Raw genomic sequence first — 20,525 nt, forward strand, 5'->3', positions numbered from 1 at the left:
AGCAGAGAAAATTTTTTTTTTAGAGAAGTGTCAAAGTTATTTTATAACTCATATTCCTTTTTTGCGAGTATTTCCCCATCTTCTTCAAAATAGGAAACTTCCAGTTTTCCCTGGCTCAAATCAACTTCTCTTGCATTTCGTAATTCAAAAGAAAAATTCCTTTTAGCATTAGGCGTATAGACAGAGACGCCTTTTACCATTCCTATCTCTGTAGTCTTTCCTTTTGGGGAAATATGATCGACTTTTATATTGCCGTAAACCGACATATTTCCGCTGCGGTTTAACACCAATGATAGCTGTGGAGTTTCAGCGTCTTTTTCAAATTGAATATTGGTAATATCAAGTTGAGTGGTAGATTCTCCCTGCTGAATTATTATTGGTATACTAATTCCAAAGACGGTTTTGATATTAATGGAGATCCCTTCGCTCTCTGCATCTTCTTCTGTTCCCAGGGCAGTTTGCTCTTCTACTGCTCTAAAATACATGTGAGAACGATATTCTCCCTGTTCCAGGTTTCCGGTGCGGGTGAGCTGCACTCGTATAGTTTGGGCTTCGTTGGGAGCCAAAGTGATTTGTCGTGGGAAATACCTAAGGAAACCTTCAGCAAAACGCTGACCTTCTGTAGGCGTTTCCACCTGCTCAAAGCTACCACTTTCAGTCATGTTGTAGTTAACGAAAGAAACCGCATAAACAGCAGTATCACTTCCTGTATTCGCTAGATTGATCTCCTGTGATCTTTGAGAACCGTCAAAAACCAGCCTTTTTGGCATGATCATTAGATCTCCCTGTGCAAAAAAGTTTTGAGGAATAAAAAAAAGAGAAATTAAGAGTAAAGTGGAATGTAATTTTATCTTCATGCGGGTTGAATTCTATTGAAAATTTTACCTGCAACAAATGTAAGTAAAAGAAGACAAGAAAGTTAAGGATTTCCTAATTTTAATTATATGAGACCGTAACATTAAACCCGGCAGAATTAGTGTAAAAACCCGAAGCCTGATTGGCTTTCAGGTGCAGGGTTGCGCCAACTTTTATAATATCTGAGATGGTGCCTTCTTCGGGGAGAACAGTGAAATTATTCACCCTTAATTGTTGATCGGGGTTCTGACTGTTATATAGAACAAAAGATTCCGGTAAGGTGATGGCATAATTATTATTACCATGTATAACCACAGCCTCTGCAGGATTCACGGTACCCGGAAAATTAGTGGATATCTGTACCCCCTGGGCCGTTCGTGAACCATCGGGAGACAAAATGACACTTCCGGGGTTATAAGAACTAATTACGTTCCCAAAGTCCAGATCTAAAGTCTTATCGATTCGGATAGGATCAATAATCGTCGCCCTGCTTGTAACCTTCGCAGAAGCCGATGCCTGACTAAAAGCCTGGGAAGACAGTAAAAGAAATAATATGAAGATTATTCTATTCATTTGTCTATAAGTAGAGATACCTGCTGACTAAGGTTAATATTTCTAATAAAAAACGCCGCCACAAAGGGCGGCGTTTTTTATAAACTAAATTTGTTTGTTCTATTCGTAAGTAACAGTTACATCAAAAGTACCAGAATACTCACCTGTAGGTTGACCTTCTTCTACATTTAATGTTGCACCAACACCAACGGTTTGAATCCCACCGGTACCTACTTGATCTGTTCCGGCATTGTGAGCGAAATTGTTAACTACGATATTATTTTCTCCACTTGAAAGGTTAACATCACCTGGCAATGTAATCTTATAGCTAAAACCTTCGGCAGCTGTAACGTTAAAAGATGCAGCAGAAGGTGTTGTTGTACCAATCTGGGTCAATGTAGATTCTGAAAAGGTACCGTCTGAGGCCACAACTACAGTACCAGCAGTATTGTTCGCTACTTTACCAAAATCTAGATTTTGTTGAGCATTAATTTCAATTGGACTAACAATTTCTGCAGCAGCATTAGCAGTTGCGGTAGCAGTCTCCTGTGCAAAAGTAGTTCCTGTAATAAGAGCGAATAAAATAAAAGTAATCTTTTTCATGATGTAGGTTTTGGGGTATTGTTATTTAAATTTGGGTTTTTATTAATTAACGGTACAAACTTACTCCCTAAGGAAAGCTCCTACAAAAAAACTCGATGACAGCGACAGAAATTCGTTGAAATACACCAGGTATGATCCTGATCATATTTTGAGAAGAATCCTGAAATGCGGGAAATTAGCGGCTTTACTGTTAGTATAAATTTGATTTTCAATACCTTATAATCAATTAAACTACAATCTCCGGAAAATTCAGGCTTTCATTGGAAATTTCCACAACAGCTTTATAACTGGCTTGCATAGGTCATGTCGATTACTACCTGGACCAAAACTACGGTCACTACTATAATAAGAGTATAGAAAACTGTTTTGACAATATTCTCTACAGAATGTTTGGATAAATGTTTCAACTTTTTTGTGGATTTTTACTTAATGATCTCTTTTTTGGAACAATAGCATAAAAACTAAAGTCCTGGGTGGCTTCAATAATATGTAGGGATTATATAAGTAGGGATAGAAACTTACAGCAGTTCACTGTAAATTCTTTGCAAAGATGCAGGAAATAGGGGAGGTAAAAAAGATTAATCGGTAGCTGAAGAAAAAAAACGTCAAACTACTCATTTTAAGAAATTGTTATGATATGAACTCCTATGCAAAGGCCATAAAGTATGACCTAATTGTAGTTCACCGTAACATTCATAGGGGTCATGCTGTTGTAGGTCCCGGGAGTTTGATGCGGATTAACGGCCAAGGTAGCCCCCACAGTAATGACCTTGGTTCCACCTGCAAGAGTTTCCCCTTCAGCCAAACTGCTGGTAAAATCTTTAATGATCATGCTCTCAGAACCATTCGCTAACACATATTCTCCTTCGGGAAGGCTAAGGGAAAAAGCAAAGCCTTCTTCTCCGGTTACTTCAAAAGCAGCAGCAGACACATTTTCTTCACTGTCTAGCAGTACATTCCCGGTGGTAAGCCTGGTATTGCTGGGAGTAAGGATCACTTCCCCGCCCTCACCTGCATCAACATTAGCAAAATTCATGTTTGAAGTAGTAGTAATTCCAATAGGCTGTATAATGGTAGCCGATGCAGTAAAAGAAGCAGTGGCACTCGCCTGTGCAAATGCCGATGCCCCAATCAAGGATAATACTATGAAAACCATTAAATTTTTCACTGCGCTTTTTTCTAAATTCAATATTAAGAAAAGTTTCCGAATTAGTCAGATAAAACGACATAAAATATCGATGAAATACACAACTCGCCTTACTACAACGATGTCGTTAGAATCCAATTATTTATGCGGGCTGAAAAGAATTTAAGGGCAATAATTCAAAATTACCATCAAAAATTTTTAATTCTAGTCACCGGAAATTGTAAAAAATTCTTCCAACTTTTACTTACCCGCCTGTAAAATTGATGTGCTAATCACACTTCATATTTTATAGAAGAATTCCCTTACCAGTCGGAACCTGGTCTATTAGTATCTTTCATATATAAATGTATTGCCTGTGCATGAGTGCTAAGTGAATTAAGGTAGTATCCATCATTTTTCGGGCATAAAAAAAGAGGCCTGCCGGCCCCTTTTCATTAATTTTAAAAAATTTCTCCTAATTATTGGATGCATTAATTGGCTGTGCGGCCGATTGTTCAGAATCTAATAAAGCAAGGAATTTATCCAGATTTGGCAAGATCACGATCCTTGTCCTTCTGTTAAGGGCTCTATCTTCTTTGGTCTCGTTTCCGGCTACAGGTTTGTAACTACTACGCCCGGCGGCAATTAATTTATCAGGCTCTACATTAAAACGATCCTGCAAAACCCTAACAATTGCGGTAGCACGTCTCACACTTAATTCCCAGTTATCCTGGATGTAGGAATTTTCGACCATTGTTTGAGAATCCGTGTGACCTTCAATCATTACTTCCATAGCAGGTTCAGATTTGATCACTTCGGCAAGTTTTTCCAAAAGGGGATATGCATCCCTGCTCACCCTGTGGCTTCCGCTTCTAAAAAGCAGTTTGTCAGACACGTTAATCATCACTACGGTTTTGTCTACAGTAATGTCAATATCTTCTGAACTTCCACTGCTTATCTGGCTCTCCAGGTTGTGAGCTACCGCCAGGTTAATGGAATCTTCTAAAGTTTCGGCTCCTGCAAGCTTCTCAGGATCTACATTTTTAAGGGTTTCCCGCATTTTGCGCTTGTTGGCAGTAGACATGGCCGTAAGCTCATTCATTTCAAGCTTCTGGTCGTTTTCTTCGGTGAGGGAATTGATCTTTGAATTGTAATCTGCCACTCTTGCTTCAATGGCATTTAATTTTTCCTCAAGTCTTTCTTTTTCTACCTGAGTTTGCTGAAGATTACTTCGGGTGTTATTATAATCTTCCTCAAGGGCCACATACTTCTTTTTTGAAACACAAGAAGTCAGCACTGTCGCTGCAAGTACCGTTACGGTAAGAGCTTTTTTCATAATTTCTGGTTTTTTGTTTAAAGTTCAAGTTTATTTTAGAGCTTCGAAACTTCAAACGGGTTATTGCTGCCGAAATTATAGAAAAGGCTATTTGAGGTGTTCGGTTTTAACGAAAAATTATTAGTCGGTGGCTGTGGTTGCTAAAGTATTCCTAATAAAACAGCCACTTCCGAAGAAATTTTTATCTTTTTCGCGTAGAAATCCCCGGCTGAAAGATTTGTCAAAAATGGCATTTTTGGAAGCTGTTGTTTTACAGCGATTTGCTCCTAAAGGATTTCAGAATTCAGAATAAAAGGGATAAATTAGAGTGTAGACCGTCAATACTTGGAAGCAAACAAAAATAAAAAGGAAAAGAAACAAAAAGGCTCGGGCATCAGGTTGTTCTTTAAGATCATCCTGGGCATCTTTATCTTCATTATCCTTTTGCTACTCTTCATCCGCAGTCCCTGGGGCCAGGGTATTATTGTAGACAAACTTGTAAACTATATTGAGAACAAAACCAATACCAGGGTAGAGGTAGACCGGCTTTTTATCACTTTTGGCGGCGACCTTAGCGTGGAAGGCCTTTTTTTAGAAGATGAAAAAGGCGATACCTTATTATATTCCCGCGAGCTTGAAGCCGATATTTCCCTGATGCCCCTTATTAACGGAAATGGATTTTACCTCAACAGCCTTGACTGGAACGGGGGCGTAGCCAATATTAGCCGTACAGATACCATCCAGGGTTTTAATTTCAGTTTTCTTGCTGAAGCTTTTACTTCGGCCGATACTACGGCTGCCACAAAACCGGCAGATACTTCGGCATCAGCCATGGAGATTAAGCTTGGCAATATAGACCTTCAGGATTTACGCCTTAGCTACAACGATCAATATTTAGGTATAGATGCCAAAATCAAACTGGGAAAGCTCGCCCTGGAAATGCAGAAGTTCAACCTTGACAGCATTGAATTTGGCGCAGGGGATCTCATCCTGGAAAACACCCGATTCAAATATGCGCAAACCAAACCGGCACCCGAATCGGAAGAGGAAAGTGAAGCCCCAATGCCCCGACTTTCTGCTGAAAACCTTGAAGTCACCAATGTTGCCGGTTCGTACACATCTGTTCCCGGGGGTATTATAGCCGATATAGAACTTCCGGAATTTATCCTGGAACTTCCTGAAGCCGACCTTCAAAATAATGCTGTGGTTGTAGACCGGCTCTCCCTGAACAATTCCAGGCTTTATGTGCAAAATACTGCTTCTGCAACCTCCAAAACGCCCGATACCACTGCTGTTGCTGAAAAAAGTGAAGCTTTTGAATGGCCGCAGTGGACGGTAAAAGCAGCACAGTTAAGCCTGGAGAATAACCATTTTAGGTATTGGGTAAATAATAAGGCTGCTACTAAAGGCACTTTTGATCCTGAAGCCGTGGGCTTGCAGGATTTCGACCTTCAAATCCCCGAACTTATCCTTGAGAATGAAACATTGCAGGCCGAGGTGGCAGCCCTTAATTTCAGGGAAGCTTCGGGCATTTTGCTTAACAAAACACAATTTACACTCTCTGTGAACAAAGACAGGGCGGCTTTAGAAGATCTCCTGCTTCGGGTAAACGGAAATCTGGTGGAAGGGAACTTGCTGGTAGATTATGAGTCCCTGGATTCATTCATCAATAATCCCGAAACCGCTACAGTAGATGTAAACCTTCCGCAGTTCAATGTAGACCTGCAGGATCTTTACAGGTTTCAACCCGATTTGCGGCAGAACACTTATTTCGCTGCACTTGCCAAAAAGGGCATTTCAGGCAGCCTTTCTGCTGAAGGGGAACTTTCGGCAGTTAACATTGAGCGCGCAAATATTGACTGGGGCGGCAGTACCTCCCTTGCCGCCACCGGAACCATTTACAATGCAACCGACGCCGAAAACCTGAGATTCGACATTCCGCAGCTAAGGCTTCGCTCTTCAAGGGCCGACCTTCATGCCTTTATCGAGGAACAGAACCTGGGAATAGAACTTCCCGAAAAATTGAACCTGGCAGGAAGCTTCAGGGGTAGCCCCGAAGATATTTCTGTAGATGCGATCCTCAACTCTTCCGCAGGAAAAGTGAACGTAGAAGGGCGTTTTGTCACCGCTCCAAAAATAGCATTCAGCACAGATCTTAAAGTAACCGAACTGGAAGTAGGGCAAATTTTGCAAAATAAAGCTTTAGGTTCGCTTAGCCTTGACATACAGGCCAGGGGAAGTGGAGATGACGTGAACTCTCTTAACGCGGTGGTTGATGGTACTATTGGGCGTTTTGAGTACAATCAATACGTGTTTAACAACATCAACCTTTTTGCTGAAATGGAAGACGGGCAGGGTTTTGCCAACGTAGCCTACAAAGATGACAACCTCAATATGGAACTGGAGAGCTTTGTGGTACTCGATTCTGTAGCCCCCGAGATCAACCTGACCCTCAACATTATTGGTGCCGACCTGCAGGCTCTGGGCCTTTCTGCAAATCCTGTGAATGCAGCCATGGAAGTAAAAGGCACTTTTGAAGGCAATGCCGAGAAATTTGATGCCACTGCAACTGTTGACAAGGGCGTATTTGTGTACGACAATGAATCTTACCTGTTGGGCGATCTCGATTTGCTGGCACACGTGACCCCCGATACCACTTCGCTTCAAATTGAGAACAGGATGCTCGATCTCAAGTTGTTTTCCAATGCAGGTCCGCAGGATTTCATTCAGGCACTAGACAGGCATTACGACAGTTACTTTACCAGCGAAGAGGTTCTCGATACCGTCGCAAACCCGGTGAACATTGAGCTAGCTGCCACAGTGGCCCCGTCACCTATACTCGAGGAAGTATTCCTGCCACAACTTGAAGCTTTTGACACTATAGCCGTAAAAGTAGATTTTAGCGAGCGGGAAAAGACTTTGGTGGGAAGCGTGGAAATCCCTTACCTCAATTACTTCGGAAGTGAAATTGACAGCCTTGACTTTGAAATAGATTCAAACCCCGAAGAGCTGTTTTTCAGCTTTGGGCTGGAAAGCCTGGATGCCGGGCCTCTGGCTATTAAGAAAACCAGCCTTGACGGGCTGTTAATAGACGAAGAGCTCAAGCTCGATTTTCTTTCGGTCTATGAAGAGGAACCTTTGATGAAGATCGAATCTTCCATCACCAGGAATGATGGCATTATAAGGCTAGAAATTGCTCCAGACAGTCTCATTCTCAATTCCCACCAATGGCAAATAGCTCCCGAAAATGAAGTGCTTATTGGCGATAGTTCATACATTTTCAACAACTTCAGGCTTTCCCGTGACAATCAGCAACTGGCCATAACCAATGATCTTCCGGAGGTTCAAAAAGAGCATATTGGAATAGAATTCCAGAATTTTAACCTGGCCGCGTTATTTTCTTATTTAAATCCGGAAGCAGTGCTGGCTTCAGGAAACATCAATGGCGATTTTATTATTGAAGAACCTTTTGAAGATACAGGCCTGCTGGCCGATCTTACCATCAACGATTTTGGGGTGATGGATGTGCCTCTTGGCCAACTTTCCCTTGATGCCGAGGCGGCTGGCTTTAATACCTATGAGCTCGATATGGCCGTTACAGGCAATGCCAACCTGCAACTTACCGGATCGTATACTGCAGACGCCCAGGGCGGAAACCTCGACATGTTCCTCGACCTCGAGAGGATTCCCATGGAAGTGGTAGAAGGCTTTTCTTTTGGAGAGATCAACAGTACCAGCGGTAGTTTATCTGGTGAATTTACAGTGACCGGCGATCCTTTGGCACCCAATTATGACGGTGCCCTAAATTTTAATGACGCGCAATTTAGAGTGGCTATTTTAGATACTCCTTTTAGCTTAAGGGACGAAACCCTGCGGGTTGACACTACCGGCGTGTATATGGACAATTTTGAGATTAGGGACGTAAACAACAATGCTTTTGTACTCAACGGGGCCGTGCTTACCGAGTCTCTTATCAATCCTGAATTTGACCTCAGTTTCACTGCGAATAATTTCACTGCCCTCAATTCTACCGAAGAAGATTTCGACCTTTTCTACGGAAAATTTGTTTTTGATGCCTCAGGTTCGGTCACCGGAAATCTTGAGCTTCCCCAGGTTGAGCTTGATCTCGAAATTCTGGATGAGACGAATATTACTTACGTAATTCCTGAAGCCAGCGTAGAAATTGAGGAAAGGGAAGGGGTAGTGGTCTTTGTGAACAGGGAAGACCCTAACCGCATTCTCACCCGCCGCTCTAAAGATGAAGAAGTTGTGGCCTTATCTGGCTTTGCACTAAACTCCTATATTTCCCTCCAGGAAGGAGCTACTTTTAATATCGTGATCAACGAAGAGACGGGAGATCACTTCCAGGCCACCGGCGATGGGGATATTCTTTACGACATTTCTCCCAACGGCAGAACCACGATGACCGGAAGGGTAGAATTAAGCGACGGTTACTACGAAATGAGCCTTTACAACCTGGTTACCCGAAGGTTTGATATTATGGACGGCAGCAGCATTGTTTGGGCCGGAAACCCTCTTGATGCCGATCTCAATATTACGGCGGTTTATGAGGTTGAAGCAGCCGCGGCCGGCCTTATGGCTTCACAACTACAGGGTGCCGATTTGAGCGATAAAGACCCGTACCGGCAGGAACTTGATTTTTTGGTATACCTAAAAATAGGAGGGGAGATCTCTGCCCCAAAACTGTCTTTTGGCCTCGATATGCCCGAAGGGGAACAGGGCTCCCTGGGAGGCCAGGTTTATGGCAGGGTGCAGCAAATAAACCAACAGGAGAACGAGCTTAACAAGCAGGTCTTTTCACTCCTGGTCCTCAACAGGTTCTTTCCCACCACAGGTAGCGACGGCTCTGGTGGAGGAACACTTTCTTTTGCCCGCGACAATCTTAACGAAGCCCTTTCTGACCAGCTCAACATCTTTTCTGACCGGCTGTTGGGGGAAACCGGGGTAGACCTAAATTTTGGACTTGACACCTTTACCGATTATCAGGGGGAAAACCCGCAGGAAAGGACACAGCTCGATATTACCGCTCAAAAAAGCTTTTTAGATGACAGGCTGGTGGTAAGCGTGGGAAGCGAGGTTGATGTTCAAGGAAGCAGCCCGGTGGAAGAAAGTACGCCGCTTATTGGCAACGTGAGCCTGGAATACCTGCTTTCCCCTAACGGAAGGTACAGGTTAATGGCCTTTAGGAGGAGTAGTTACGAAAATGTGATTGACGGGCAGTTGATTGTAAGCGGCCTGGCTTTGATCTTTACTCAGGAATTCAACAAGTTCAGGGAACTCTGGAACGAGGTGGCGAAGGGGGACAAAGCTAAAAAAGAAGAATCCGGAAATGGAACTTCAGAAGAGAAAACTTCCGGAAAAGGCAAAATAGAAGAAGAAAATTCCGCAGAAGGAAATTCAGAAGAAACTCAACCTCAGGAATAAAAATGAAATACAGGATAGAAATCATTATCAGCCTCTCTGCAATGCTATTGCTGCAGGCTTGTAGTGTAAAGAAATACATTCCGGAAGACGAGCTATTATATACCGGCGCCGATCTTGAACTGAAATCTGATGATCCTATAGAGAATAAAAAAGACCTTAAGAACCAACTCCAGGCCTTGATAGGCCCCGAACCTAATTCAAAATTCCTGGGATCGCGTTTTGGCCTTTATTTTTATTACAAAGGGGAACAGGAAAATCCAGGGTTCATCAACAGGTTTCTCAGCAAACGACTGGGGCAGGAACCGGTATACCTATCAGATGTAGATCCCTTTCAAACAGAAAAGCTGCTAAAGAACAGGCTCGAGAACCGCGGCTACTTTTACAGCCGGGTAAACCATTCAGTAGACGAAAATGAAGAAGACAAATTCGCTCACATACAATATACCGCTGTACTTCCAGAAAACCCATACATTCTGGAGAATTACAGGATGGATAATGACAGCCTCGAAATTTACAGGGAGATCAAAAAAACCTTATCGGAATCCCTTCTACAATCTGGAGAAAAATTTAATCTGGCCCTTCTTAAAGCTGAAAGGGAACGCATTGACGGGGCTCTAAAGAGGCAGGGCTACTATAATTTCAGTCCTAATTTCCTCATTTTTGAAGCCGATACCAATCAATACGACCGCAAAAAATTTGATCTTTTTTTAAGGCTGAAAGAAGAAGTTCCGCCGGCAGGTACCAAACCCTACATCATCAAAAATGTCAATATTTACCCTAACTATGTAATTGGTACAGATTCGCTGGAACGGGACACCATCAGGTTTAACGAAAGGAATTACATTCAGGAAAAGATATTTTTTGAACCCGAAAAACTCGATCCTTTCATTCTCATAAATGAAGGCGAACGCTATTCTCCCCAGCTTTCCGGAAAAACAAGCAGAAGGCTCACTTCCCTGGGCACCTACAAATTTGTGAATATTCAGTATGATGAAATAGATTCCATTTCCGTAGACAGTGTAGGCTATTTAACTGCAAATATTTACCTCTCGCCAATGAACAAAAGGGCGATACGTGCCGAGCTACAGGCGGTGACCAAATCAAATAATTTTGCTGGCCCACATCTGGCCGTGAGCTACACGAACCGAAACCTCTTTAAAGGTGGGGAAATCCTAAATGTGACAGCCAAAGGAGGCTATGAGTGGCAGCTTTCCAAACAAAATGACATTGGCAACAGCAGTACCGTGCTGGGCCTTGAAACCGCGCTTATTAGTCCGCGAATGCTGTTTCCGTTCATCAATATCAGGAGTAACTGGTTTGATTATAGCATCCCCAAGACCAGGCTCAGCTTTGGCTTTGAGTACCTTAACAGGAGTCAGCTTTTCAGCCTGTTCTCGGTCACCGGGAATTTTGGTTATGTATGGAAGGCCAACCGGTTTATAACCCATGAATTTAACCCTTTATCGGTGAACTATTCCAAGCTTAGCAATACCACCCAAACCTTTAGGGATATACTTGCTGAAAACCCTTTTTTGGAGAGTAGCTTTGACCAGCAGTTTATTGCGGGGCTAACCTATTCTTTTACTTACAACGGGATGATCGATGAGCTGGAGACCCACCAGTTTTACCTCAATTCTAATATAGAACTCGCCGGAAATATCCTTGATCTGCTAAGTAGTGGTGCCACCCCAAAAGAATTCCTGGGAATGGAATTTGCCCAGTTTTCCCGCGTAGATGCCGACCTGAGATACCATTTCAACTTTGCGCCAGAACAAACCCTCGCTGCAAGGCTGTATGGCGGTTTAGGTATTCCCTATGGAAATTCGGAAGTGATGCCTTTTAGCAGGCAGTTCTATGCAGGAGGGCCATACAGCGTGAGGGCTTTCCAGATCAGGGGTCTGGGTCCCGGGTCTTACGATCCGGAGGGAGACGGGGTTCCCTATTATGACAGGATGGGAAATATAAGGCTCGAAGCTAATGTAGAGTATCGTTTCCCGGTTTATAAATTCCTGAAAGGGGCCGTGTTTATGGACGCCGGTAATGTTTGGAACACCAAAGACAATTATGTGGAGCTGGATGAGAATCCCTCCAAACAGCAAACCTTGCTGCTCAAAAATGGCGTTTTTGAAAAGGATTTTATCAGCGAACTGGGTATAGGTACCGGGTTCGGTTTGAGAATAGATATCCAGAATTTCGTGATCAGGTTTGACCTGGCCGCACCTTTACATACCCCATGGCTCGAAGAAGGAGAACGCTGGGACTTCAGGATAAGCGACCCGGTATTCAACTTTGCGGTAGGATATCCTTTTTAATGCTGCTTTTTTGAACCAAAACACAGGTCTCCCGCATCTCCAAGACCGGGAACTATGTACCCTTTTTCGTCCAGCTTTTCGTCAATGGTGGCTACCCATAAATGAGAATTTTCGGGGCAAAAGCTTTGCAGGTATTCAATTCCTTCTTTTGCAGCGATAACCGACACCAGGTGAATCTGTTTTGGTTTTCCCATCTGTTCCAGGGCCTGTAAAACATTGACAAAAGATCGGCCGGTGGCCAGCATGGGGTCGGCCAGGATCAGGGTTTTTCCTTCAAGTGAAGGGGAAGCGAGGTATTCAACCAGGATCTCAAATTCCTCATCATTATTGGGATGATGGCGATATGCAGAAATAAACGAATTGTCGGCCGCATCAAAATAATTCAAAAGTCCGGTGTGCAGGGGCAATCCGGCCCTAAGGATTGAGCATATCACCAGCTCTTCCTTTTGCAGGGGCACATTGGCTTTTCCAAGGGGAGTGTCAATCTCCACATTTTCAAAACTCAAGTTCTTGCTCAGCTCATAACCAAGGATCTCTCCCAGTCTTTCAATATTTCTTCTGAAGCGAAGCCTGTCGGTTTGAATATTCACATTCCGAAGTTGAGCAACAAATGTATTGGCTATAGAATTCTTTTCAAGTAGGTGGTGAACGTGCATAATTTGTAATGTCTATGAAGGAAGCCAAAGTTATAAATTTTTACAGCAAATCCCTTTATTTTACAAGCTTTCAAAAATGCCATTTTACGAAAGCTTTTTTCTGGCTTACTTCCTCTTTTATCCTGAAAATTTTCCGGAAGCATTTTTTTGCCCTGCACCAGATTTACTTGGGGCAGATTATTGTTTTTTATTGTATATTTAGAATTCTATTCTGCTGAATCACAACAATTTTGAACAAACCCTGACTGAAATGACCGATAAAGAGAAGTTTTTAAGGGAGGTGAACAGAGCTTATGAAAAAGGGGATGAACAATTTTTCATGGAGCACATTACAGATGATATCTGCTGGGAAATTGTGGGCGAAAAAGAGATTTCTGGCAAAACTGAATTCAAGGAAGTGCTCGATAGAATGAAAGAAATGCCTCCCGTAGAAATACAGGTTGAAAATGTCATTTTTGACGACCGGCAGGGCGTGGTAAGGGGAGTGGTGGTGAGCAGGAACAGGCTGGGCCAGAAAAAACACTTCGGCTTTTGCGATATCTACAAATTCGCGGAGGGAGAAAAACTTAGGCTTTCGGGCATTACCTCCTATGTGATTGACATAAGCAGGCATGTTCAGTATAAATAAATCAGTGTTGGCAGGGATAAGAATCTTGATCTTTGCCTGCAGGAGGCAGGAGCCAGGATTAGCCCAACAAGCAGATGAACAGTAAATTTCTACTCTATTTTTTAAATTTAATTCACTTTTTGTCCAGAACCTGAAAACTCATCTTGCATTCCTTTAAATGGGCTGTAGCATTAAAAATTCCTAGCCTTAGCTCTCGATTAATTTTTTGAATCAGCACAAGTCTGAAATAGCATAGAAAAAGCTGCTTAAAAATCCTGTTTTTCATCTGGAAAATTCTTGGGAATAAATTCATTTTCCAGGAACAGGCTTTCTTCTGAAATAACTTCCGAAGAAATAATAGGAACTTCTAAACAGCTTTTTTTCTGTATTTATTGACTTTATTTATCTGAATCCTTGCGGGTTTTGTTGGAAGGATCGCGGTATTTTTCGGCTTTTTCCCCTTTGTAAACGGTATTGGTTTGAGATTCTATGTTGTCATTTGAATTAGCCGATTCTTTGGGTCTTCTTTCCTGCTCCACATATTGTGGTTTATTGGTAGTGGGGTTGAATTTTCGGTCGTCCTCACCGGGCAGGTCAAGATCTGCACCTGCATAGTCAATTGGCTCTTCCCGTTCTTTAAAATATTCGCCTTTTTTCTCGTCCTGGCTCTGGTTGTTCAGGGTGGCCTTATCTTCAGGAGTAATATCCGAATTGTAATTATTCCCTTTTCCGCGGGTCATATCTTCCCTGTTATTTTTTGGTTGCTCTTCTTTCTTTGTCATAATTTTGATTTTATTTTAAATTACAGATTATCTTATTTTTACCCCATCTTTAGCGGTTAAAATGCAGTTAAATTTTAAATGCTACATTTAAAGAAAGTTTACAGCGACCTTATTTTTGGTTAAGTTTTTGATATTTGAATGCTGAAGAATATTACTGGTGATGAAAAAACTGATTTTACTTGTTTTTTGCCTGAACATTTATGTGAGTCAGGCGCAAATCGATAATCCTACAGCTCCCACAAAAGCTCCGGGAGAACTCATGGCCCCCAAAACCGGAAGTGAATCATCATCTTTCAAAAAAACTTCGGGCAATCACAGCCTGAGTACCAAAAAGGGCATTTTGGGCACCCAGAGCGAATCAATGAAACTGGGGGAAAAAGAAGAAAAATCCTTCAGCATGAGAACAGATCAAAATGGGCTTATGACTTTTAAAGGCAAGGATTTTACTCCCAAAGCTTTCACCAAAGACAAAGAGGCCCGGGAAGAATTCCGAAGAGATCAGTACTTAGGAGATTTTAAGACCACAGGGGTTTTTGTTGAACTGTACTGCCGCGACCATGAATATGTTGATGGCGATAAGGTAAAGGTCACTGTGAACGGCGTGGTGATTGACAGGAATATGTCACTGGGCGGCACTTTCACACCCATAATGGTGAAACTCGACAGCGGACTCAACAATATTGAATTTGAAGCCCTTAACCAGGGAACATCGGGTCCCAACACAGCCGAGCTCCGGGTTTATGACGACCAGGGCAGGGAAGTGGCTAGAAAGGAGTGGAACCTTCTCACAGGTTCAAAAGCCAGTCTGGTAGTGGTAAAACAGTAAATGTCTTACGCATTCCCCTGAAACAGGTTGTAAACATTAAACCCGAACATAAGTAATATTGTTATTAGCGCTATAATTGTGGGTATCGGAATGTTGTTAACATTAAGCCTAATGTAAAAAGGCGGCTTTTTGTTCTTTTCCTTTCTTTTTCGGTGGCGCAGGTTTAAAAGGGCCAGGTTTACCATCCCGAAAACTATAAAAATAAAAATATTGCTCAGGCTGGCTACCAGCTTAAGGTTTCCTATTAATCCAAAACCAATGGCTACCAGGCTTATGGCTATAATGGCAAAGTTTGGGGCATTTCCAATTCCCGAGATGGTTGTGAATTTTTTGAGCCAGGTTTTTTCACTGTCGCGCGCCACGTCATAAAGAAGCCTGGAAGTACCAAGGATGTTGCTCAATATGGTTTTACTCGTGGCAAACAGGGCAATGATCACCAGCGAGGTAGCTCCCCAGGCCCCCAGTTTTGCTTCTATTACCGCAGCCAATGGCCCGTTGGAGTTTGATAGCTGCTTCCAGTCGAGCACACTTACTGCACTTATGGCGATCAATACATAGATAAGCAAGACAATGATCCCACTCATTATAATGGCCTTTGGCATATTCACCTTCGGATTCTTTGTTTCTTCGGCCATTTTCACCAGGTCTTCAAAACCAATATAGCTGAAGAAGATCAATGCCCCGCCGGCGAATAGCCCCGTCCAGCCTGCGTCATTGGTCTCAAGAAGCGGGGTAGTTCCAATTTCGGGAATACTCACCACCACCACAGCTGCCAGGCCTATTAGAGTGACTATAGTGGCAAAAGAGTTGTAATACGAACTGTATTTTGCCCCTATGATGTTGAAAAATGCCATTAAGGAAATTACAGAAATGATAATGACCCAGGAAGGTATATTAACCAAGCGACTCAAATAATCGGCAAAACTTATGGATATTGCTGCTGCAGCCACTATGCCGGTGAAAGCCATGAAGACCGACATGAACAAGGCAGTTTTTTCGTTGAAGCCCTGTTTAATATATTCAAAACTTCCGCCAGAGTCGGGGTAACGGCTTACAAATTCGGCATACGAGAGCCCCGTGAGCAGGGCAACGGTAGCAGCTATTACAAAGCTCAACCACAACATATTGCCGCTAAAGCCGGCGGCTTTTCCTATAATCGCGTAGATCCCGGCACCAACAATTCCTCCCACACCAAACATGAGTACATCCCAAAATCCCAGACTTCTCTTTAGTTCTTTTTTTGCCATCTATTTTTCTATTTTATTTCAGGTTGTACTTAATATAAATTTTCACTCCTATTAACCTTCAAGTTTAACATGAACTAAAGAAAAACCTAACAATTTTTAAGCTGAAGCAGAGCTATACCGGGCTTTTTCCGAAGAAAACATGGCTAAAAGAGTCGGTAGTTTTTTGTAAATTGAGGAGAAAATCAACCATTATGAAAAAAGTACTAATTGCGATAGATTATAACCCGGTTTCAGAAAAAGTAGCGCAAAAGGGCTATGAGCTGGCAAAAAACCTCAATGCTGAAGTATGCCTTATGCACGTACTTGATGATGTAGGATTTTACGGAGCCCAATATCCTACTTTTATGGGATACGACGGCTATTCGGGCATGGGGCCAGATCTTGATGTGGCGATGGAGATGCAAAATATAGCCAAGGAATTCATGCAAAGTGCCAAAAATCACCTGAACGATCCCAACGTAAAGACTTACCTGGCCGAAGGCCCAACCGCTAAAAGCATACTGAATTATGCCGAAGAATGGGGAGCAAACCTGCTGGTAATGGGTACTCACAGCCACTCGGTGCTCGAAAAGCTATTTTTGGGAACCGTGGCTGAAAAGATCCTGGAAAAGACAAATATCCCGGTTTACCTGGTGCCGGTGAAAAACAGAAAGGGAGAATGAGAAATATAGGCCCTAGAATTACTTCTTATGCTCATAAAACAAAAAGAATTGATAACTTTGTGTTCTAGTGCAAGTTTTGAATTATTCTGGTAAATCTTCTTCTCCAATTTTTCCAATTTATCTTTTTAAACTTCAGCTAAAAAAATTATATTAAACAAAAATCCAATTAAACCGCTAATGGCAAAATCACAACAGACGTACAACAAGATTGAAAAAGAAAAGAAACGCTTGAAAAAGCGCGAAGAGAAAAAGAAAAAGAAGGAAGAGAGAAAGGCAAGTGGAGAATCTGTCTCTGAATTTGCTTATGTAGATGAATTTGGCAACCTCACCGAGACGCCGCCAGATCCTTCCCAGAAAATCGAAGTTGACGCTGAAAGCATTGAAATTGGAATTCCGAAGAAAGAAGATTCAGCCGAGGAAAATGACTTTAGTAAGGAAGGAAAAGTTTCCTTCTTTGACCACTCAAAAGGCTTTGGCTTTATACTTGACAGCACCAGCCAGGAAAAATATTTTGTACATGTTACCGGTCTTATAGATGAGATCGAAGAAAATGACAAGGTAACTTTTGAACTTGAAAAAGGCCCAAGAGGGATGAATGCTGTAAGAGTAAAGAAGCTCTAAAATCCCTTTTTTGGAAGGTATAAAAAGTGAGCGGCAGTAACAAAGTTACTGCCGCTCTTTTTGTTTTAGGATTTTAACCAGCTGTGGCGCAACTCCATTTGTTCGCCATTGGGGTTCATGATCTCAACGAGGCGTTTGCCGGTAGACATGGGTTCAACGACCTCTCCGCTTATCTGCAATTCTTCAGCGTTACGTTCTACAGTGAAGGCTATGGCGTCACCCACAGTCCATTTTGCAGAATCTCCAATGAGGTCGTACACATTCTGAACATTGTAGGTCTTGCCGTTGACAGATTTGATCACATCGCCGCCCTGCAGGCCTAATTCCTTGAAAAAGGTGCTTAGCTCCACATCATCCCGCAACACAATTTCTCCTGTTTCACCAATGGTGATAAAGGGGGTGGATGGGTCTTTCAAAAAGTAATCTACAGGCAATTGGCCTTCCCGCATTTCAAGCCCCACTTTTTTGAAGAACTGGTTATACGGAATGGGTGTGGTGCCGCTAACGTAGGTATTCAGGAATTCTCCAATTTCGGGATAGGTAAGTTCTGTAATGACCGCGAAAAGCTCTTCATCTTCAAAAGGTTTGTTTTTCCCGTACATTTCGCTAAGCTGTTTCATAAGATCGAGCAGCCCCATCTCGCCATTGCTCAATTCACGCAACCTTATATCTAATGCCATTCCTATAAGTGCCCCTTTCTGGTAGACATTATAATAGCTGTCTTTGTACTCATCTTCTAGGATGTTACGGCTCATTTCTGTAAACGACATGCTATCGTCAAAACGCTGTGAAACCGCAATTTTCTCCTGAATCCTGTCATAGAAATCCTGATTGGAGATAAGCCCCTGGTTCACCTGAAAAAGATTTGCAAAATACTCGGTCACACCTTCGTAAAGCCACAGGTGCCGCGACATTTGCGGATCGTTGTAATCAAAGTAATGAACTTCTTTGGAATGTACTCCCAGCGGGGTCAAAATATGGAAGAACTCATGGGAAACAATATCGGTAAGCGATTCATTGAGGCGTTCTTTCTCCATTTCTTCGGGCATGACCACAACAGTAGAGGTGTGGTGCTCAAGTGCGCCAAAGCGGGCCGCATCACCTTCTCCGGGCGTGGCCGAAAGGTAAAGAAGAATCGCGTATTTATCGGTATTGTCTATCGCTCCCAAAAAGTCTTTTTGAGCGGTGATCATCTTTTCCATTGCAGGTTTAAAATCCTGCGCATTGAACTTTTGGATAGGAGAGTAGACGTGCAGCAGCACATCCATTTTATCGACCTTAAAGCTCACGGTATCGGGTGCCGCATACATAATGGGATTATCGGTCACCTCAAAATATCTGTTGGCACGAAAAATATCTTTGGTCACCCCGGCCCTGATTTCTGAAGACTGCGCCAGGTCAAAAGCACTTCCCGCATAAAGATCATTTGCCCTAATGATCTCGAGTTGATAAGGCTCTTCTGTTAGATCGTTGAAATAGCCAACAAAGCCGTGAAGGTTCAAGAGAAAGTTTTTTCCTTCCCTGATATTTGTTCCGGCCATAGAATATATGCCTCCTTCGCCATCCACATCAAAGGTATCATTCATCCAGTAGGTCACTTTGTCGAGCCTGGTGGCATTTGAAATTCCCCAGCTGTTCTCGTCATAAGCAGTTACAGGCAGTTCGTTTCCCTTGTGGTCATAAGCCTTCAGGCCTTCGGCATAGGCGCCATAATTTGAAGTAGAGTAGGTGCCGGGTACTGTTTTTGGAATGTAGAAAATAATGGTTTCAGTATTGATCTTTCCGGGGTCTACAGTGACCATCACCTTGTCATCTTTAACGTTTACCAGGTCTAAAGTGGCAATAACAGGTTCTTTTTCAGCAATAGTAGACTGTGAAGTTTTACACCCAAAGGCGGTGGCGGTGAACGCCAGAGCATAGATTATTTTTTTCATTAAAAAGTTTGTTTTTAAATAAGACTGGTTCTTTAGTGAAACGTTACAAACAGAGGGCAATTGTAGTAACTGTTCAATTTAATTTCTTCGGAAAAATGACATTTTTGAAACTGAAAAAATCAGGATCATCCTGTCTTAATTCTGAAGGCTGAAAATAATAAATTTTGGAAGAGAAACTAAGCTGAAGTTGATACCTGAACAGGATATTTCAGAAAATGAAGCATTTGAAGCAGCCTCAGTTATTTTTTTCTACCTTTAAGAAGAAAACATTCAAACCCATGAAATCTGAAGAATTGCAAGGGCAATTACAGGAATTAAAAGCTTACATCGAATTTAAGGCCAGGCGCAACCCCCAAATCTCAAAGGTGCCGGTAGGCTGGCACCTCGCGCACAGTTTAAAGGTCATGCAATCTATTCTAGGTGCCCTTGATATCTCAGATCCTGCACAATACCGCCGAAGCTTCAGCTGGAAAAAGGAGCTGGTGTACCTCACGGGAAAAATTCCGAGGGGCAAGGCCAGAGCCCCAAAAAAGACGATTCCGGAAGAAAATATTTCCGAAGAAGCACTTGAGGAACAGATCGAAAAAATAAGCCGCAAGATGACCGGGATACCAAAGCTCCCCAAAAATGCCTTTTTTGAACACCCATACTTCGGGCATATAAAAAGAGATGAAACTGCAAAATTCCTGGTCATACACACCGAGCATCACCTTAAGATCATCAGGGAAATTATGGATAGCAGGGCCTGAAAATATTTCCGGCGTCTATACTAAGCCGGGAACTGCAGAAGATTTCATGTCAAAAATGCCATTTTTGAGAGCATTTTTTATCCACTATTATTTTAGCCATCCTATTTGTTTGTGAAGCTGGTGCTCATATTTGCCTCAGTAGGTGTACTTAAGCAAAAATTCTTATATTTAATATTCAGGTAAATCAAAAGATGTAGCATTAAAACACCCGGGTAAAACTAATCTAGTGATTG

The 20,525-nt window shown here is 42.5% G+C and carries 17 protein-coding genes; 7 read left to right on the plus strand and 10 right to left on the minus strand.

Annotated elements, in window-relative coordinates; all coding sequences use genetic code 11:
- Nucleotides 1-41 precede the first annotated feature (41 nt).
- The 6 genes from JRG66_RS14640 to JRG66_RS14665 form a co-directional block, all read right to left on the minus strand.
- Nucleotides 42-857: a fimbrial biogenesis chaperone gene (locus JRG66_RS14640; protein WP_265163504.1), complete on the minus strand. Its 816-nt coding sequence runs from the start codon at nt 855-857 to the stop codon at nt 42-44.
- A gap of 79 nt (nt 858-936) precedes the next feature.
- Nucleotides 937-1,428 carry a DUF4402 domain-containing protein gene (locus tag JRG66_RS14645; protein WP_265163505.1) on the minus strand — a complete coding sequence of 164 codons (492 nt, stop codon included), beginning with the start codon at nt 1,426-1,428 and terminating at the stop codon, nt 937-939.
- A 99-nt stretch (nt 1,429-1,527) separates the two neighbouring features.
- On the minus strand, nt 1,528-2,010 hold the full coding sequence (locus tag JRG66_RS14650) for a DUF4402 domain-containing protein (protein WP_265163506.1): 483 nt from the start codon (nt 2,008-2,010) through the stop codon (nt 1,528-1,530).
- A gap of 281 nt (nt 2,011-2,291) precedes the next feature.
- On the minus strand, nt 2,292-2,417 hold the full coding sequence (locus tag JRG66_RS14655) for a hypothetical protein (RefSeq protein WP_265163507.1): 126 nt from the start codon (nt 2,415-2,417) through the stop codon (nt 2,292-2,294).
- A gap of 263 nt (nt 2,418-2,680) precedes the next feature.
- Complete coding sequence (locus tag JRG66_RS14660) at nt 2,681-3,178, minus strand: DUF4402 domain-containing protein (protein WP_265163508.1); 498 nt, start codon at nt 3,176-3,178, stop codon at nt 2,681-2,683.
- Between the two features lie 433 nt (nt 3,179-3,611).
- Nucleotides 3,612-4,472 carry an OmpA family protein gene (locus JRG66_RS14665; protein ID WP_265163509.1) on the minus strand — a complete coding sequence of 287 codons (861 nt, stop codon included), beginning with the start codon at nt 4,470-4,472 and terminating at the stop codon, nt 3,612-3,614.
- 324 nt (nt 4,473-4,796) lie between these two features.
- On the opposite strand from JRG66_RS14665, the gene JRG66_RS14670 reads away from it, so the two are divergent.
- Entirely contained in the window at nt 4,797-9,896 is a 5,100-nt protein-coding gene (locus JRG66_RS14670) for a translocation/assembly module TamB domain-containing protein (RefSeq protein WP_265163510.1), read from the plus strand.
- A gap of 2 nt (nt 9,897-9,898) precedes the next feature.
- Entirely contained in the window at nt 9,899-12,208 is a 2,310-nt protein-coding gene (tamL, locus tag JRG66_RS14675; RefSeq protein WP_265163511.1) for a translocation and assembly module lipoprotein TamL, read from the plus strand.
- Here the strand turns inward: tamL and upp are convergent.
- Nucleotides 12,205-12,864 carry a uracil phosphoribosyltransferase gene (upp, locus tag JRG66_RS14680; protein WP_265163512.1) on the minus strand — a complete coding sequence of 220 codons (660 nt, stop codon included), beginning with the start codon at nt 12,862-12,864 and terminating at the stop codon, nt 12,205-12,207. The genes tamL and upp overlap by 4 nt on opposite strands.
- Nucleotides 12,865-13,114: 250 nt before the next feature.
- Between upp and JRG66_RS14685 the strand changes: the two genes are divergently transcribed.
- A complete protein-coding gene (locus tag JRG66_RS14685; protein ID WP_265163513.1) occupies nt 13,115-13,492 on the plus strand; it encodes a nuclear transport factor 2 family protein in 378 nt (125 codons plus the stop codon).
- A gap of 377 nt (nt 13,493-13,869) precedes the next feature.
- Here the strand turns inward: JRG66_RS14685 and JRG66_RS14690 are convergent, their stop codons facing one another.
- A complete protein-coding gene (locus tag JRG66_RS14690; protein ID WP_265163514.1) occupies nt 13,870-14,253 on the minus strand; it encodes a hypothetical protein in 384 nt (127 codons plus the stop codon).
- Between the two features lie 160 nt (nt 14,254-14,413).
- Here JRG66_RS14690 and JRG66_RS14695 point away from each other — a divergent pair, with 160 nt between their 5' ends.
- The gene (locus JRG66_RS14695; RefSeq protein ID WP_265163515.1) at nt 14,414-15,079 is read left to right on the plus strand and encodes a hypothetical protein; all 666 of its coding nucleotides are present in this window, start codon (nt 14,414-14,416) and stop codon (nt 15,077-15,079) included.
- Nucleotides 15,080-15,084: 5 nt separating this feature from the next.
- On the opposite strand, the gene JRG66_RS14700 is transcribed toward JRG66_RS14695, so the two are convergent.
- The gene (locus JRG66_RS14700; protein ID WP_265163516.1) at nt 15,085-16,326 is read right to left on the minus strand and encodes an APC family permease; all 1,242 of its coding nucleotides are present in this window, start codon (nt 16,324-16,326) and stop codon (nt 15,085-15,087) included.
- A 191-nt stretch (nt 16,327-16,517) separates the two neighbouring features.
- On the opposite strand from JRG66_RS14700, the gene JRG66_RS14705 reads away from it, so the two are divergent.
- Together JRG66_RS14705 and JRG66_RS14710 are read left to right on the plus strand one after the other, a co-directional pair.
- Complete coding sequence (locus JRG66_RS14705) at nt 16,518-16,988, plus strand: universal stress protein (protein WP_265163517.1); 471 nt, start codon at nt 16,518-16,520, stop codon at nt 16,986-16,988.
- A gap of 177 nt (nt 16,989-17,165) precedes the next feature.
- Nucleotides 17,166-17,609, plus strand: coding sequence for a cold-shock protein (locus JRG66_RS14710; RefSeq protein ID WP_265163518.1), 444 nt, complete (start codon nt 17,166-17,168; stop codon nt 17,607-17,609).
- 65 nt (nt 17,610-17,674) lie between these two features.
- Here JRG66_RS14710 and JRG66_RS14715 read toward each other — a convergent pair whose 3' ends face one another.
- A complete protein-coding gene (locus JRG66_RS14715; protein WP_265163519.1) occupies nt 17,675-19,543 on the minus strand; it encodes a M61 family metallopeptidase in 1,869 nt (622 codons plus the stop codon).
- A 278-nt stretch (nt 19,544-19,821) separates the two neighbouring features.
- Here JRG66_RS14715 and JRG66_RS14720 point away from each other — a divergent pair, with 278 nt between their 5' ends.
- Entirely contained in the window at nt 19,822-20,292 is a 471-nt protein-coding gene (locus tag JRG66_RS14720) for a DUF1569 domain-containing protein (protein ID WP_265163520.1), read from the plus strand.
- Nucleotides 20,293-20,525 lie beyond the last annotated feature (233 nt).

Origin of the sequence: Salinimicrobium tongyeongense, assembly GCF_026109735.1 — a bacterium.
Lineage (GTDB): Bacteria > Bacteroidota > Bacteroidia > Flavobacteriales > Flavobacteriaceae > Salinimicrobium > Salinimicrobium tongyeongense.

What these genes read in the sequence shown, in the direction of transcription:
- JRG66_RS14705 (WP_265163517.1), top strand. Translation starts at nt 16,518, where the DNA reads ATGAAAAAAGTACTAATTGCGATAGATTATAACCCGGTTTCAGAAAAA.
- JRG66_RS14650 (WP_265163506.1), bottom strand. Translation starts at nt 2,010, where the DNA reads ATGAAAAAGATTACTTTTATTTTATTCGCTCTTATTACAGGAACTACT.
- JRG66_RS14715 (WP_265163519.1), bottom strand. Translation starts at nt 19,543, where the DNA reads ATGAAAAAAATAATCTATGCTCTGGCGTTCACCGCCACCGCCTTTGGG.
- upp (WP_265163512.1), bottom strand. Translation starts at nt 12,864, where the DNA reads ATGCACGTTCACCACCTACTTGAAAAGAATTCTATAGCCAATACATTT.
- JRG66_RS14645 (WP_265163505.1), bottom strand. Translation starts at nt 1,428, where the DNA reads ATGAATAGAATAATCTTCATATTATTTCTTTTACTGTCTTCCCAGGCT.
- JRG66_RS14640 (WP_265163504.1), bottom strand. Translation starts at nt 857, where the DNA reads ATGAAGATAAAATTACATTCCACTTTACTCTTAATTTCTCTTTTTTTT.
- JRG66_RS14685 (WP_265163513.1), top strand. Translation starts at nt 13,115, where the DNA reads ATGACCGATAAAGAGAAGTTTTTAAGGGAGGTGAACAGAGCTTATGAA.
- JRG66_RS14665 (WP_265163509.1), bottom strand. Translation starts at nt 4,472, where the DNA reads ATGAAAAAAGCTCTTACCGTAACGGTACTTGCAGCGACAGTGCTGACT.
- JRG66_RS14710 (WP_265163518.1), top strand. Translation starts at nt 17,166, where the DNA reads ATGGCAAAATCACAACAGACGTACAACAAGATTGAAAAAGAAAAGAAA.
- JRG66_RS14690 (WP_265163514.1), bottom strand. Translation starts at nt 14,253, where the DNA reads ATGACAAAGAAAGAAGAGCAACCAAAAAATAACAGGGAAGATATGACC.
- JRG66_RS14695 (WP_265163515.1), top strand. Translation starts at nt 14,414, where the DNA reads ATGAAAAAACTGATTTTACTTGTTTTTTGCCTGAACATTTATGTGAGT.
- JRG66_RS14720 (WP_265163520.1), top strand. Translation starts at nt 19,822, where the DNA reads ATGAAATCTGAAGAATTGCAAGGGCAATTACAGGAATTAAAAGCTTAC.
- tamL (WP_265163511.1), top strand. Translation starts at nt 9,899, where the DNA reads ATGAAATACAGGATAGAAATCATTATCAGCCTCTCTGCAATGCTATTG.
- JRG66_RS14700 (WP_265163516.1), bottom strand. Translation starts at nt 16,326, where the DNA reads ATGGCAAAAAAAGAACTAAAGAGAAGTCTGGGATTTTGGGATGTACTC.